The 13805-nt window shown below is 68.7% G+C and carries 11 protein-coding genes; 10 read left to right on the forward strand and 1 reads right to left on the reverse strand.

The annotated features are described in order from the left end of the window. Window positions 1-560: 560 nt before the first annotated feature. The 10 genes from C1I97_RS16895 to C1I97_RS16940 all read left to right on the forward strand — a co-directional run bounded on the left by C1I97_RS16895 (window position 561) and on the right by C1I97_RS16940 (window position 12333). On the forward strand, window positions 561-2180 hold the full coding sequence (locus C1I97_RS16895; protein WP_111004046.1) for a peptide ABC transporter substrate-binding protein: 1620 nt from the start codon (window positions 561-563) through the stop codon (window positions 2178-2180). A gap of 199 nt (window positions 2181-2379) precedes the next feature. After that, window positions 2380-3309: an ABC transporter permease gene (locus C1I97_RS16900; protein WP_111004047.1), complete on the forward strand. Its 930-nt coding sequence runs from the start codon at window positions 2380-2382 to the stop codon at window positions 3307-3309. Further along, entirely contained in the window at window positions 3302-4261 is a 960-nt protein-coding gene (locus tag C1I97_RS16905) for an ABC transporter permease (protein WP_111004048.1), read from the forward strand. The genes C1I97_RS16900 and C1I97_RS16905 overlap by 8 nt, the downstream gene beginning before the upstream one ends. Window positions 4262-4272: 11 nt before the next feature. Beyond that, complete coding sequence (locus tag C1I97_RS16910) at window positions 4273-5331, forward strand: ABC transporter ATP-binding protein (RefSeq protein ID WP_111004049.1); 1059 nt, start codon at window positions 4273-4275, stop codon at window positions 5329-5331. Next, window positions 5324-6484 (forward strand): ABC transporter ATP-binding protein, encoded by a 1161-nt coding sequence (locus tag C1I97_RS16915; RefSeq protein ID WP_111004050.1) that lies wholly within the window; start codon window positions 5324-5326, stop codon window positions 6482-6484. Before C1I97_RS16910 ends, C1I97_RS16915 begins: the two co-directional genes overlap by 8 nt. A 257-nt stretch (window positions 6485-6741) precedes the next feature. Next, the gene (locus C1I97_RS16920; RefSeq protein ID WP_111004051.1) at window positions 6742-8361 is read left to right on the forward strand and encodes a peptide ABC transporter substrate-binding protein; all 1620 of its coding nucleotides are present in this window, start codon (window positions 6742-6744) and stop codon (window positions 8359-8361) included. Window positions 8362-8367: 6 nt separating this feature from the next. Then, a complete protein-coding gene (locus tag C1I97_RS16925; protein ID WP_111004052.1) occupies window positions 8368-9291 on the forward strand; it encodes an ABC transporter permease in 924 nt (307 codons plus the stop codon). Then, window positions 9284-10291: an ABC transporter permease gene (locus tag C1I97_RS16930; protein ID WP_111004053.1), complete on the forward strand. Its 1008-nt coding sequence runs from the start codon at window positions 9284-9286 to the stop codon at window positions 10289-10291. The genes C1I97_RS16925 and C1I97_RS16930 overlap by 8 nt, the downstream gene beginning before the upstream one ends. A gap of 7 nt (window positions 10292-10298) precedes the next feature. Next, window positions 10299-11285 carry an ABC transporter ATP-binding protein gene (locus C1I97_RS16935; RefSeq protein ID WP_111004054.1) on the forward strand — a complete coding sequence of 329 codons (987 nt, stop codon included), beginning with the start codon at window positions 10299-10301 and terminating at the stop codon, window positions 11283-11285. Beyond that, window positions 11266-12333 (forward strand): ABC transporter ATP-binding protein, encoded by a 1068-nt coding sequence (locus tag C1I97_RS16940; RefSeq protein ID WP_111004055.1) that lies wholly within the window; start codon window positions 11266-11268, stop codon window positions 12331-12333. The genes C1I97_RS16935 and C1I97_RS16940 overlap by 20 nt, the downstream gene beginning before the upstream one ends. Window positions 12334-12372: 39 nt before the next feature. Here C1I97_RS16940 and C1I97_RS16945 read toward each other — a convergent pair. Next, the coding region (locus C1I97_RS16945; protein WP_111004056.1) for a S9 family peptidase at window positions 12373-13805 on the reverse strand (1433 nt) is incomplete at its 5' end.

A 13805-nucleotide genomic window follows, 5' to 3' on the forward strand; every position in this document is an offset into this window, starting at 1 on the left:
GGGGAGGGTAGGGAAAACCCTTCGGCCCGGCCCGGAACCGACACGGGGCGGCCGGTTCGCACTACCTTGCTGCGGACGCACGCACCCGGAGCGCACCGAGAGGCCGTGACCGAATGGCTTGGTTCCGGCGCCCGTTGACGGAAACGGGACGGCGGGTGCACGGTGTGCGCGGCGTCGCGTGCGCGCCTGCGACACCTCACGAGGGCCACGGTAGACCGCAACCGGTTTTTCTCCGCCAAGTGTCCGTTATTCGGACACTCGGCACCGATAGATGTGTAACAAGTCCGTTTCGCAGGGGTCTTTCGCCAAACCCTTTGTCCGGATTTTGGAAGAAGTGAGAAACAGGTGTGATCGAACCGAGACCTCAGGGGTGTGGTCGGCCCGTGGTCGATAGCAGATAGTTAGGCGCGTAGAGCTCGGATGAGCGAGTCACCCTGTCAGTGGCAGCGGACGACGGCGTACGAGCGTGCGGGGGCACCCGATCTTCTCCGGTTGACAAGTCGGCGGAGTGTCGTGTGCCCACTCTTGCGGTGAACAACAGGACTCATGAGGAGGAACCCATGCGTGGTGCCAGGAGCGCCAAGTGGGTCGCGGGGGCAATCGTCGTCGCGCTGGCCGCGACTGCCTGTGGCGGCGGCGGCAGTGACAAGGGCGATTCGCCGAAGAAGAAGGGCGCGCTCGCTGGTTACGTGTCCATCGACGTCGGCGAGCCGCAGAAGCCGCTGATGCCGGCCGACACCAACGAGAGCAACGGCGCCTACGTCATCCGAGCCCTGTTCACGCAGCTGCTGGACTTCGACGACAAGGGCGAGATCGTCTACACCAACGCCGAGTCCGTGGACACCAAGGACTCGAAGCTCTGGACGGTCAAGCTCAAGGACGGCTGGAAGTTCCACAACGGCGAGCCCGTCACCGCGCAGTCGTACGTCGACGCCTGGAACTGGTACGCGAACTCCAAGAACAACCAGCAGAACTCCTTCTGGTTCTCGGACATCGCCGGCTACGACGACGTCCACCCGGAGAAGGGCGACCCGAAGTCCGACAAGATGTCGGGTCTGAAGGTCGTGGACGACCACACCTTCACCATCCAGCTGACGGACCGCGTCCCCTACTTCAACTACAAGCTGGGCTACTCCACCTTCGCCCCGATGCCGAAGGTCTTCTTCGACGACCCGAAGGCGTTCGGCCAGAAGCCGGTCGGCAACGGCCCGTACGAGTTCGAGAAGTGGACCCACAAGAAGCTGATCCAGGTCAAGGCCTGGGACGGCTACAAGGGCCCGAACAAGGCCGAGAACAAGGGCATCCAGTTCAAGCACTACACCACCGTCGAGGCGGCGTACCAGGATGTCGTCTCCGGCAACCTGGACATCATCAAGCAGGTCGGTCCGACGGACCTGCCGAAGTACAAGCAGGACCTCGGTGACGGCGCCATCGAGCAGCCGTACGCGGCCATCCAGACGCTGACCCCGGCCTTCTACTCCAAGACGTTCAAGGGCGTCAACCCGAAGGTCCTCCAGGGTCTGTCCATGGCGATCGACCGTGACACGATCACCAAGACCGTCCTGAACGGCACCCGTACGCCGGCGACGAGCTTCACCCCGCCGCAGGTCAAGGGCAACCAGGACCTGAACACGGACGTGTTCAAGTACAACCCGACCAAGGCCAAGGCTCTCGTCAAGGAGGGCGGCGGCGTCCCGGGCAACAAGCTCTGGATCCAGTACAACTCCGACGGTGGCCACAAGGAGTGGGTGACCGCGGTCTGCGAGTCGATCCGCAACGCCACCGGCATCGACTGCGTCGGCGACCCGAAGCCGGACTTCGCCACCGACCTCGAGGCGCGTGACAACAACGAGGTCAAGTCGATGTACCGCGGTGGCTGGGTGGCCGACTACCCGGTCAACGTCAACTTCATCAAGGAGCTGTACCACACCAAGGCCGAGTCCAACAACGGTCATTTCTCCGACAAGGAGATCGACGGGCTGATGGCGAAGGGCGACAAGGCGGAGTCCATGGAGGAGGCGGTCAAGGCCTACCAGCAGGTCGAGAAGAAGCTCCTCGAGAAGATGCCGTCCATCCCGCTGTGGTACTACCAGATCAACGGTGGCCACGGTAAGAACGTCGAGAACGTCAACATCGACTACCGCGGTGACGTCGAGCTGAACAAGGTCACCGTCAAGTAAGCGAGCCTGCGGGCCACTTCCCCCTCGGCCGTCAGTCCGTCGCCGCCGGTCGCCCGACCGGCGGCGACGGAGGCCGCAGGGTCGTCCTCCCCCCCCCGCCCCTCCTTGGCCTTCGGCTTCCGCGAAGGTGCGGAGAACTGCACGGAGGGTTCCTCTTCCGGACGGCCGCGGCTGCAGTTATCCCACACGGAGGCACCCCATGGGGCGTTATGTCGCACGACGACTGCTCCAGATGATCCCGGTATTCCTCGGGTCAACTTTCCTGATCTTCATGATGATGTACGTCCTGCCCGGTGACCCCGTGAGGGCGCTCATGGGAGAGCAGGCGTTCGACCCGACCGTGGTCGCGAACATCAAACATGACCTCGGACTCGACCGGCCCTGGTGGTGGCAGTACGGCCATTACCTGGGCGGCCTGTTCCAGGGGGACTTCGGCACCGAGATCGCGAGCAAGCGCGAGGTCGCGGACATCATCGCCGACGCGTTCCCGGTGACCATCCGCCTCACCCTGTTCGCGTTCGTCTTCATGGTGGTCGTCGGCATCGGCCTCGGTGTCATCGCCGGGCTCCGCCCGGACTCCGTCCGGGACCGCGGGCTGCTGACCCTCACGCTGATCCTGATCTCGATGCCCTCCTTCGTGCTGGGCTACCTGATGCAGTACGTCTTCGCGTTCCAGCTCCAGCTGATCACCCCGACCGTGCAGGACTCCGAGAACTTCGGCGACCTCTTCCTGCCCGCGCTCGTCCTGGGGTCCCTCTCCCTGGCGTACGTGGCCCGGCTGACCCGTACGTCGATGGCGGAGAACCTGCGGGCCGACTACATGCGCACCGCCGTGGCCAAGGGACTGCCGCGCCGCAGGGTCGTCGGCGTGCACCTCATGCGCAACTCCCTGATCCCCGTGGTCACCTTCCTCGGCACCGACATCGGCAACCTGATGACCGGCGCCATCGTGACCGAGGGCATCTTCAACGTGCAGGGTGTCGGCAACGCCATCTTCGAAGCCCTCACCCGCAGGGAGGGCGCCACGGTCGTGGGCATCGCCACGCTGATCGTGGTCGTCTACCTGATCACCAGCCTGCTCGTCGACCTGCTCTACGCGGTCCTGGACCCGAGGATCCGGTATGCCTGAGAAGACCGCTGACAAGGTCGAACTGCCCGAGGCGACCAGTACGGCGTCCGAGGCCACCGCTCCCGAGAGCGGGGCGCCCGCTTCGGCGAAGGCGCGCAGCCTCTGGTCCGACGCCTGGCACGACCTGCGCCGGAACCCGCTCTTCCTGGTCTCGGCCGTACTGATCCTGCTGCTGCTCGTGATGGCGGCCGCGCCGTCGCTGTTCACCAGCGCCTCTCCGCGCGACGCCGATCTGGCCAAGCACTACCTCCAGCACCCCAACTGGGGCCACTTCTTCGCGCCCGACTGGTTCGGGTACGAAGGCCAGGGACGTTCCATCTACGCCCGGGTCATCTACGGGGCCCGCGCCTCGATCCTGGTGGGCGTCGGTGTGACCGTGGCGGTGACCATCCTCGGCACCCTGGTCGGCATGATCGCCGGCTACTTCGGGGGCTGGCTCGACAGCCTGCTCTCCCGGATCACCGACGTCTTCATGGGCATCCCGTACCTGCTCGGCGCCCTGGTCATCCTCACCACCTTCGCCGAGCGCAAGATCTGGGTCGTCATCCTGGCCATAGCCTTCCTCGGCTGGACGACGATCGCCCGTGTCGCCCGCGGTGCCGTGGTCACCATCAAGCAGGCCGACTACGTCGTCGCGGCCAGGGCGCTCGGCGCCTCCACCTCGCGCATCCTGCTCAGGCACATCCTGCCCAACGCGCTCGCCCCCATCATCGTCGTGGCGACCATCGCGCTGGGCGGCTACATCGCGGCCGAGGCCACGCTGTCCTTCCTCGGTGTCGGTCTCGCCGAGCCCACGGTGTCCTGGGGTGTGGACGTGGCCAACGGGCGGCAGCAGCTGCGCAACGCGCCGTACGTCCTGATCATTCCCTCGGTCATGGTCTCGGTCACGGTGCTCTCGTTCCTCATGTTCGGCGATGCGGTACGCAACGCCCTCGACCCCAAGCTGCGCTGAGGGAGGCGTACGTGACCATCATCGACAAGCCGGCGGACGTTCCCGCACCCCGGCCGGCCACCGACTCCGGTACCCCGCTTCTCGAAGTCCGCGACCTGCACGTGGAGTTCAAGACCAGGGACGGCGTCGCCAAGGCCGTCAACGGTGTCAACTACACGGTCAGCGCCGGTGAGACGCTCGCCGTGCTCGGCGAGTCCGGCTCCGGCAAGTCCGTGACCGCGCAGGCGATCATGGGCATCCTCGACATGCCGCCCGGGCGGATCCCCCAGGGGGAGATCCTCTTCCGCGGCGAGGACATGCTGAAGATGTCCGAGGAGGAGCGGCGGAAGATCCGCGGCCGGAAGATCGCCATGATCTTCCAGGACGCGCTGTCCTCGCTGAACCCGGTGCTCTCCGTGGGCTACCAGCTCGGCGAGATGTTCCGGGTCCACCTGGGCCTGTCCAAGAAGGACGCCAAGGCCAGGGCCATCGAGCTGATGGACCGGGTCAAGATCCCCGCGGCGGCGGCACGGGTGGGGGACTACCCGCACCAGTTCTCCGGCGGTATGCGTCAGCGCATCATGATCGCCATGGCGCTGGCCCTGGAGCCGGACCTGATCATCGCCGACGAGCCCACCACGGCGCTCGACGTGACGGTGCAGGCCCAGGTCATGGACCTGCTCGCGGAATTGCAGCGCGAGTACAACATGGGCCTGATCCTGATCACCCACGACCTGGGCGTGGTCGCGGACGTCGCCGACAAGATCGCGGTGATGTACGCCGGCCGCATCGTCGAGACCGCCCCCGTGCACGAGCTGTACAAGCGGCCCGCGCACCCCTACACGCAGGGCCTGCTCGACTCGATCCCGCGCCTGGACCAGAAGGGCCAGGAGCTCTACGCGATCAAGGGCCTGCCGCCCAACCTCACCCGTATCCCGTCCGGCTGCGCCTTCAACCCGCGCTGCCCCAAGGCGCAGGACATCTGCCGTACGGAGATCCCGGCCCTGCACCCGGTCACCGAGCAGGACGGCACCGAACTGCCCGGGCGGGGTTCGGCGTGCCACTTCTGGAAGGAGACGATCCATGGCTGAGCCCACGAAGCTCGCGAAGGACGACGAGCCGCAGGACGACGCCACGCCGAACGTCTCCGAGGTGGAAACCGTCGACGTGGCCACCGAGGAGGAGGCGGTCGCCGCCCTCGACGCGACCGTCGAGCGCGGCGAGCCCATCCTCCAGGTGCGCAACCTGGTCAAGCACTTCCCGCTGACCCAGGGCATCCTGTTCAAGAAGCAGATCGGCGCGGTCAAGGCGGTCGACGGGATCTCCTTCGACCTGTACCAGGGCGAGACCCTCGGCATCGTGGGCGAGTCCGGCTGCGGCAAGTCCACCGTCGCCAAGCTGCTGATGAACCTGGAGCAGGCGACCGCCGGCGAGATCTTCTACAAGGGCCAGGACATCACCCGGCTGTCCGGGCGCGCGCTGAAGGCGGTGCGCCGCAACATCCAGATGGTGTTCCAGGACCCGTACACCTCGCTCAACCCCCGTATGACGGTGGGCGACATCATCGGCGAGCCCTTCGACATCCACCCCGAGGTGGCCCCGAAGGGCGACCGGCGCCGCAAGGTGCAGGAGCTGCTGGACGTCGTCGGCCTCAACCCGGAGTACATCAACCGCTACCCGCACCAGTTCTCCGGCGGTCAGCGCCAGCGCATCGGCATCGCCCGCGGCCTCGCGCTCAACCCCGAGATCATCATCTGCGACGAGCCGGTCTCGGCGCTGGACGTGTCCGTCCAGGCGCAGGTCATCAACCTGATGGAGCGGCTGCAGGACGAGTTCAACCTGTCCTACCTCTTCATCGCGCACGACCTGTCGATCGTCCGGCACATCTCGGACCGCGTGGGCGTGATGTACCTCGGTCAGATGGCCGAGATCGGCACGGACGAGCAGATCTACGACCACCCGACGCACCCCTACACCCAGGCGCTGCTGTCGGCGGTCCCCGTGCCGGACCCGGAGGCCCGCGAGGGCCGCGAGCGGATCATCCTCACCGGCGACGTGCCGTCCCCGGCCAACCCGCCCTCGGGCTGCCGCTTCCGCACCCGCTGCTGGAAGGCCCAGGACAAGTGCGCCGAGGAGGTCCCGCTCCTCGCCGTTCCCGAGCGCTTCCAGGGCACGGACACCCCGGCGGCCCACGAGTCGGCCTGCCACTTCGCCGAGGAGAAGGACGTCGTCCACGCGGCGTGACCTCCCCAGAGCGTGTTCCCGGTTCCCGGCGTCCCCCCAGGGGCGCCGGGAACCGGTGCTTCAGGGCGAGTGAGGGACGCCGCGGCCACGACCGGACGCGCCCCGGAGTCCATCACTGAGCCGGACGGCCGTCCCGGGCCCGCGGTGGGGTGCGGCCGTCCGGCTGGACCGGGGTGCCCGGCGGTGCGGCAGGTGTGCGATATGCGGATAATGTGCTGGTATGTCCTCAGGTCACCGCACCCCGAGGAGGCACACCCATGCGTGGAGTCGCACGCGCCCGGTGGGCCGCGGGTGCGGCGGTGGTCCTGCTCGCCCTCGCCGCCTGCGGAGGCGGGGCGAGCGGTAGTGGCGGCAGGGTGCTCAGCTCCTCCTGGGGCGACCCGCAGAACCCGCTGGAGCCGTCCAACACCAACGAGGTGCAGGGCGGCAAGGTCCTCGACATGATCTTTCGGGGGCTGAAGCGGTACGACCCGAAGACCGGCAAGGCCGAGAACATGCTCGCCGAGCGGATCGACACCACCGATTCCCGGCACTTCACCATCACCGTCACAAACGGCTGGAAGTTCAGCAACGGCGAGCCGGTCACCGCCAGGTCCTTCGTGGACGCCTGGAACTACGGCGCGAGCCTGAGGAACAACCAGAAGAACGCGTACTTCTTCGGCTACATCCAGGGCTACGACAAGGTCCACCCCGAAACCGGCACCCAGACCGCCGACACCCTCTCCGGGCTGAAGGTCACCGGCCCGCGCACCTTCACCGTCACCCTCGGCCAGAAGTTCTCCACCTTCCCCGACACCCTCGGCTACGCCGCCTTCGCCCCGCTGCCCCGCGCCTTCTTCACCCACCACTCCGCCTGGCTGGACAAGCCCGTCGGCAACGGCCCGTACACCATCGAGTCGTACACCAAGGGCGCCCAGATGACCCTGCGGAAGTGGGACGCCTACCCCGGCCCCGACAAGGCCCGCAACGACGGCGTGACCCTGGTCGTCTACACCGACAGCAACACCGCGTACACCGACGTCCTGGCCGGCAACCTCGACCTCGTCGACGACATCCCCGCCAGCCAGCTCAAGAACGTCAGGACCGACCTGAGCGGCCGCTACATCAACACCCCGGCCGGCATCCTGCAGACCCTCGCCTTCCCGTTCTACGACCCGAAGTGGAACACCGGCGGGGCCAGGAAGGTCCGCACCGGCCTGTCCATGGCCATCAACCGCGAGCAGATCACCCGGACCATCTTCCGCGGCACCCGCACCCCCGCCACCGACTGGACATCCCCGGTCCTCGGCACCGACGGCGGCTACAAGCCGGGCCTGTGCGGCAGGGCCTGCCAGTACGACCCCGCGGCGGCCAGGAAACTGATCCAGGAGGGCGGAGGGATCCCCGGCGGCCAGCTGAGGATCACGTACAACGCGGACACGGGCTCGCACAAGCAGTGGGTGGACGCCGTGTGCAACTCCATCAACAACGTGCTCGGCAACGACAAGGCGTGCGTCGGCAACCCGGTCGGCACCTTCGCCGACTTCCGCAACCAGATCGGCCGGCACCGGATGACCGGCCCCTTCCGCGCCGGCTGGCAGATGGACTACCCGCTCATCCAGGACTTCCTCCAGCCGCTCTACTACACGAACGCCTCCTCCAACGACGGCAAGTGGTCCGACAAGCGGTTCGACCACCTCGTCGACCAGGCCAACGCCGAGAGCGACAGGACCAGGGCGATCCGGCTCTTCCAGCAGGCCGAGGGCGTCGTACGGGACAACATGGCCGCCATCCCGCTCTGGTACCAGAACGGCAGCGCCGGCTACACCGACCGGCTGCACGGCGTGGCGCTCAACCCCTTCAGCGTCCCCGTCTACGACGAGATCAAGGTCGGCTGATCCGCCATGGGACGCTACGTCGCGCGCCGGCTGCTCCAGATGATCCCCGTCTTCTTCGGGGCCACCCTGCTGATCTTCCTCATGGTCAACGTCATGGGCGACCCCATCGCCGGACTGTGCGGCCAGCGCGCCTGCGACACCGCCACCGCCGCCCAGCTCAGGCGGCAGTTCGGCCTCGACATGCCGCTGTGGCAGCAATACACGACCTACATGGGCAACGTCTTCACCGGCGACTTCGGATCGGCGTTCAACGGCCAGCCCGTCACCCAGCTGATGGCGTCGGCGTTCCCCGTCACCATCCGGCTGACCGTCGTCGCGATCCTCTTCGAGATCGTCATCGGCATCGCGCTCGGCGTGGTGACCGGACTGCGCCGCGGCCGGCCCGTGGACACCTCGGTCCTCGTCCTCACCCTCGTCGTCATCTCCGTCCCCACCTTCGTCACCGGCCTGCTCCTGCAACTGCTCCTCGGCGTCCAGTGGGCCTGGATCAAACCGTCGGTCTCCCCGGAGGCGGCCTTCGGCGAGCTGATCGTGCCCGGCCTAGTCCTCGCCTCCGTCTCCCTCGCCTACGTCACCCGCCTGACCCGCACCTCCCTCGCCGAGAACCGGCGCTCCGACTACGTCCGCACGGCCGTCGCCAAAGGCCTGCCCCGCCGCCGGATCGTCGTCCGGCACCTGCTGCGCAACTCGCTCATCCCGGTGGTCACCTTCATCGGCACCGACATCGGCGCCCTGATGGGCGGCGCCATCGTCACCGAGCGCATCTTCAACATCCACGGCGTCGGCTACCAGCTCTACCAGGGCATCCTGCGCCAGAACACCCAGACCGTCGTCGGTTTCGTGACGGTGCTCGTCCTGGTCTTCCTCGTCGCCAACCTGCTCGTGGACCTGCTGTACGCCGTACTCGACCCGAGGATCCGCTATGCCTGAGCAGCCGTACGAGCCCGAGCGCGCCGTCGCCGGCACCGGCATGGGCGGCGCGATGGACCTCGGGGCGAGCGAGGCGAGCACCCTGGAGGGGGCGCCCGGCGGCCCGCGGGGCACGGGCCCGGTGGCGCCGCGTCCATCAGCCGCCTCCGGCGGACGGGCCCGCTCCCTGTGGTCCGACGCCTGGCGCGACCTGCGCCGCAACCCCGTCTTCCTCGTCTCCGCGCTGGTGATCTGCTTCCTGGTCGTCATCGCGGTCCGGCCGTCCCTGATCGCCTCGGGCAACCCGCTCGCCTGCGACCTGGCCAGGGCCCAGGACGGCTCCTCGCCCGGCCACCCCTTCGGCTTCGACGGCCAGGGCTGCGACGTCTACACGCGCACGGTCTACGGCGCCCGCGCCTCCGTCACGGTCGGCGTGTGCGCCACGCTCGGGGTCGCGGTCCTCGGCTCGGTGCTGGGCGGTCTCGCCGGGTTCTTCGGCGGGGCCTGGGACGCCGTCCTGTCCCGGATCACCGACATCTTCTTCGCCATCCCGGTCGTCCTCGGCGGTCTCGTCCTGCTGTCCGTCGTCCCCGGCAACACCGTCTGGCCGGTCGTCGGGTTCATCGTGCTGCTGGGCTGGCCGCAGATCTACCGCATCGCGCGCGGCTCGGTCCTCACCGCCAAACAGCAGGACTACGTCCAGGCCGCCCGCGCCCTCGGCGCCTCCAACTCCCGCATCCTGCTGCGCCACATCGCGCCCAACTCCGTCGCCCCGGTGATCGTCGTCGCCACCATCGCGCTCGGCACGTACATCGCGCTGGAGGCCACCCTGTCCTACCTCGGCGTCGGGCTGAAACCGCCCAGCGTGTCCTGGGGCATCGACATCTCCACCGCCTCCCCCTACATCCGCAACGCCCCGCACGCGCTGCTGTGGCCGGCCGGAGCCCTGGCGATCACGGTCCTGGCCTTCATCATGCTCGGCGACGCCGTGCGCGACGCCCTCGACCCGAGGCTGAGGTGAGGGTGCCATGCTGCTCGAAGTCCGTGATCTGCACGTGGAGTTCCGCACCCGGGACGGGGTGGTCCACGCCGTCAACGGGGTCACGTGCGGGGTGGACGCGGGCGAGACGCTCGCCGTGCTCGGGGAGTCCGGCTGCGGCAAGTCCGTCACCGCGCAGGCCGTCATGGGCATCCTGGACATCCCGCCCGGCCGGATCGGCGGTGGGCAGGTCCTCTTCCGCGGCACGGACCTGCTGACCCTGAAGGAGGAGGAGCGGCGGAGGATCCGGGGCGCCGAGATGGCGATGATCTTCCAGGACGCGCTGTCCGCCCTGAACCCCGTCATGACGGTCGGCGACCAGCTCGGCGAGATGTTCACCGTGCACCGGGGCATGTCCCGCAAGGCCGCCCGCGCCAAGGCGGTCGAGCTGATGGACCGGGTCCGTATCCCGGCCGCCTCCCAGCGGGTGCGCGACTACCCCCACCAGTTCTCCGGCGGCATGCGCCAGCGCATCATGATCGCCATGGCGCTGGCCCTGGAACCGGCGCTCATCATCGCCGACGAGCCGACCACCGCCCTCGACGTCACCGTCCAGGCCCAGGTGATGGACCTGCTCGCCGAACTCCAGCGCGAGTACCGTATGGGCCTCGTCCTCATCACCCACGACCTGGGCGTGGTCGCCGACGTCGCCGACCGGATCGCGGTGATGTACGCGGGCCGGATCGTGGAGTCGGCGCCGGTGCACGACATCTACAAGGCGCCCGCGCATCCCTACACCCGCGGCCTGCTGGACTCGATCCCGCGCCTGGACCGCAAGGGGCGGGAGCTCTACGCCATCAAGGGCCTGCCGCCCAACCTCCGGGCCGTCCCGCCGGGCTGCGCCTTCCACCCGCGCTGCCCCCTGGCCCGTGACGTGTGCCGGACGGACGTACCGCCCCCGTACGAGGTCTCCGGAACCCGCACGAGCGCCTGCCACTTCTGGAGGGAGTGCCTGGATGGCCGAGCCGATTCTTGAGGTGCGCGGGCTCGTCAAGCACTACCCGCTGACCCGGGGCGTGCTGTTCAGGAAGCAGATCGGCACGGTCAGGGCGGTCGACGGCGTCGACTTCACCCTCGCCAAAGGCGAAACGCTCGGCATCGTCGGCGAGTCCGGCTGCGGCAAGTCGACGGTCGCGAAGATGCTGTGCAACCTCGAACGGCCCACGGCGGGCGAGATCCGCTACCGCGGCGAGGACATCACCCGGCTGTCCGGCAAGGCGCTGAAGGCGGTCCGCCGCAACATCCAGATGGTCTTCCAGGACCCGTACACCTCCCTCAACCCCCGTATGACGGTGGGCGACATCATCCAGGAGCCGTACGAGATCCATCCCGAGGTGGCCCCCAAGGGCGACCGGCGAAGGAGGGTGCGGGAACTGCTGGACGTGGTCGGCCTCGACCCGGAGTACGCCAACCGCTACCCGCACCAGTTCTCCGGCGGCCAGCGCCAGCGCATCGGCATCGCACGGGGTCTCGCCCTGCGCCCGGAGATCATCGTCGCCGACGAGCCGGTCTCCGCCCTGGACGTGTCCGTGCAGGCCCAGGTGATCAACCTGATGGAGCGGCTCCAGGCGGAGTTCGAGCTGTCCTACGTCTTCATCGCGCACGACCTGTCGATCGTGCGGCACATCTCCGACCGGGTGGGGGTCATGTACCTCGGGAGGATCGTCGAGATCGGCACCGACGAGCAGATCTACGACCATCCCACGCATCCCTACACCCAGGCGCTGCTGTCCGCCGTACCCGTCCCGGACCCGGACGTCCGGGAGCGCCGGGAGCGGATCATCCTCTCGGGTGACGTGCCGTCCCCGGCGAACGTCCCCTCCGGCTGCCGCTTCCGCACCCGCTGCTGGAAGGCGCGGGAGCGCTGCGCGCTGGAGGTGCCGCCGCTGGCGGTGCCCGCGGAGTTCCGCCACGGCACCGGGCCGCAGGCGCACGACTCGGCGTGCCACTTCGCGGCGGAGCGGCAGGTGGTGCCGCCCGGGGAGCGGGACGTCGACGGGGACAGCAGCACGAGAACTCATTGAGCGGACGCTCGGGGACTCATCGAGCGGACGCTCGGGGACTCATCGAGCGGACGCTCGGCCGAGTCCCAGGGAGCGCTTGAGGAAGTCCACCTGGAGCAGGAGCAGGTTCTCGGCGACCTGCTCCTGCGGAGTCATGTGAGTGACCCCGGACAGCGGCAGCACCTCGTGCGGGCGGCCGGCGGCGAGCAGGGCGGAGGACAGCCGCAGGGCGTGGGCGACCACCACGTTGTCGTCGGCCAGGCCGTGCACGATCATCAGCGGCCGGTGCCGGTCGGCGGGCGCGGACAGCCCGTCGTCGGTGACCAGGGAGCTGTGGGCGTACACCCCCGGGTGCGCGGCCGGGTCGCCCAGGTACCGCTCGGTGTAGTGCGTGTCGTACAGCCGCCAGTCGGTGACCGGGGCGCCCGCGATGCCCGCGTGGAAGACGTCCGGGCGGCGCAGCACGGCCAGGGCGGACAGGTAGCCGCCGTAGGACCAGCCCCGGATCGCCACCCGGTCGAGGTCGAGCGGGTGGGTCTTCGCGAGGTCGTGCAGGGCCTCGATCTGGTCGTCGAGGGTGACCGTGAAGTCGTGGTGGACGGCCTTCTCCCAGGCGGGGGAGCGGCCCGGGGTGCCCCGGCCGTCGGCGACCACCACCGCGAAGCCCTGGTCGGCGAACCACTGGGAGGTGAGGTGCGCGTTGTGCGCGGCGACCACGCGGGAGGCGTGCGGACCGCCGTACGGGTCCAGGAGCACGGGGAGGAGAGTGTCACCGGGGTAGTCCGTAGGCATAAGCACGGCGCACGGAATTCGGCGTGCGCCCCCCTGGGTGAGGGTCACCCGCGGGGACAAACCAGGATCTTCGGCGTGGGACCGGACCGTGGCGACGGTCTTGCCCTCGCGCAGTACCCGCACCCGGGCGCCCGGCCGGTCGAGCGTGACGGACACGAGCACGGTCACGCCCCCGGCGCGCACGGCGGAGTGCACGCCGGGCTCCTGGCTCACGCGCTCCACGCCGAGTTCGTTGACCCGGTAGACGTGCACCTCGCCGATCTCGGGCGCGGCGGCCTCCTCCCCGGCCGAGGCCGAGACCAGCACGTCGTCCTCCGACACGTCCAGCACGGCCCGCACGTGCAACTGCGCTCCGGTGAGCGGCCGTTCGCCCACCGCCAGCACCCGGGCGCCGCCCTCGTCCTCGATCCGTACGAGCTGTCCGGAGGGGGACCAGCACGGAACCCCGGGGAAAAGATCAAGCCAATTCTGATCTTCGTCGGCGTGCACCATGCGGGTGGCCCCGGTGTCGGGGTCCACGGCCAGGTACACCTGACTGCGCTGGTCGCGCGCCTGTACGAGCAGCAGCGGCGCCCCCGCCTCTGACCAGTGCACATGAGCCAGATACGGATAGCGGGCGCGGTCCCAGACGACCTCCGTACGGCTCCCGTCGAGCCCGAGCACGAACAGCCGTACGTCCGCGTTGGCGGTACCGGCGGCCG

This window comes from Streptomyces sp. NTH33 (assembly GCF_003236365.1).
GTDB lineage: Bacteria > Actinomycetota > Actinomycetes > Streptomycetales > Streptomycetaceae > Streptomyces.

Excerpts from the sequence above, each read along its gene's own strand:
- C1I97_RS16915 (WP_111004050.1), top strand. The coding sequence starts at position 5,324 with ATGGCTGAGCCCACGAAGCTCGCGAAGGACGACGAGCCGCAGGACGAC.
- C1I97_RS16900 (WP_111004047.1), top strand. The coding sequence starts at position 2,380 with ATGGGGCGTTATGTCGCACGACGACTGCTCCAGATGATCCCGGTATTC.
- C1I97_RS16925 (WP_111004052.1), top strand. The coding sequence starts at position 8,368 with ATGGGACGCTACGTCGCGCGCCGGCTGCTCCAGATGATCCCCGTCTTC.
- C1I97_RS16895 (WP_111004046.1), top strand. The coding sequence starts at position 561 with ATGCGTGGTGCCAGGAGCGCCAAGTGGGTCGCGGGGGCAATCGTCGTC.
- C1I97_RS16930 (WP_111004053.1), top strand. The coding sequence starts at position 9,284 with ATGCCTGAGCAGCCGTACGAGCCCGAGCGCGCCGTCGCCGGCACCGGC.
- C1I97_RS16940 (WP_111004055.1), top strand. The coding sequence starts at position 11,266 with ATGGCCGAGCCGATTCTTGAGGTGCGCGGGCTCGTCAAGCACTACCCG.
- C1I97_RS16935 (WP_111004054.1), top strand. The coding sequence starts at position 10,299 with ATGCTGCTCGAAGTCCGTGATCTGCACGTGGAGTTCCGCACCCGGGAC.
- C1I97_RS16920 (WP_111004051.1), top strand. The coding sequence starts at position 6,742 with ATGCGTGGAGTCGCACGCGCCCGGTGGGCCGCGGGTGCGGCGGTGGTC.
- C1I97_RS16905 (WP_111004048.1), top strand. The coding sequence starts at position 3,302 with ATGCCTGAGAAGACCGCTGACAAGGTCGAACTGCCCGAGGCGACCAGT.